Genomic DNA, 913 nt, shown 5'->3' with positions numbered 1-913 from the left:
ATTCAAGACTGTCACATTTTGTTCGACCATGACCTCTGAAATCAGGAAAATAACAAGTATATTTCCTTTGAAAATCTAACATTTGACTTGCAAAAGCTATTATTCCTCTTGAATAATGACTATGCAAAAATATTAATGGCTCATTAACTCCCATTTTCTCATAATACATTTCCAAATCATTAAATTGTATGTACGGCATATTGACCCCCTAAATATTGGTGTATAGAAAACACAAACCTACTATCACAGTAATTGGGAAGGAACATACGTTCTGATAGTATAATAACATAATATTACAATTTAATGAAGGTTGAGTTTATAGAAAACTGCCAGTTAGTTCAACGCTCTTGTAGCGTTCTTCATTTATTGGAACTTTCCAAACTCATTTTTCAACCAGTGCTGATTTTGGTGAGAAATGTACTGTTCCATTCGGATAATCAATTCAACCAGTTCAGGCTTTGTTAACTGCATATAACGCTGTCTAACACGGTCTATGTGATCGTATTCTGGTGAATTCCCCTTCCATCAGGATCAATTTCCTTAGACTTAAGTGCGACAGTTCGGTAGGAAACAGGTTTACCTTCATTACAAAGAACTGTAATTGCTGTAACTCCAAGTTCATAAGAGCGACTTCTCTTTTTATCGTATAATGACTCAAGCCATTCACGTTCATTTGCTTGAGGTGAAACGGATTTGCGGTGCATATGTCTCATCCTTTTGAGTTTTTTCTATCAACTGGATTTCCTTTAACTCGCCTTTAGCTCTATTTTTTGCGATCTTCATCTTCTTTGCTTCAAGGAGTAAACCCAGTTGCTCAAATCGTTTTTCACTTTCATCCGCCCAATTATAAAAGGCTGTTATTTCTTCTTTGAACTCCGGTCGAGGGACTTTAGCCCCACATCCAACACAAGCC

The 913-nt window shown here is 36.4% G+C and carries 1 protein-coding gene and 1 pseudogene; both read right to left on the bottom strand.

The window, feature by feature from the left end; translation table 11 throughout:
• A partial coding sequence (locus AC1DWB_RS36230) for an alpha/beta fold hydrolase (RefSeq protein WP_477545882.1) occupies nt 1-199 on the bottom strand: 199 nt, incomplete at its 3' end.
• 470 nt (nt 200-669) lie between these two features.
• Nucleotides 670-913, bottom strand: a pseudogene (locus AC1DWB_RS36225) (site-specific integrase); the annotation flags it as partial.

Source organism: Paenibacillus sp. P4_E11 (assembly GCF_056401635.1).
This window is presented reverse-complemented; position numbering and strand designations above follow the sequence as displayed.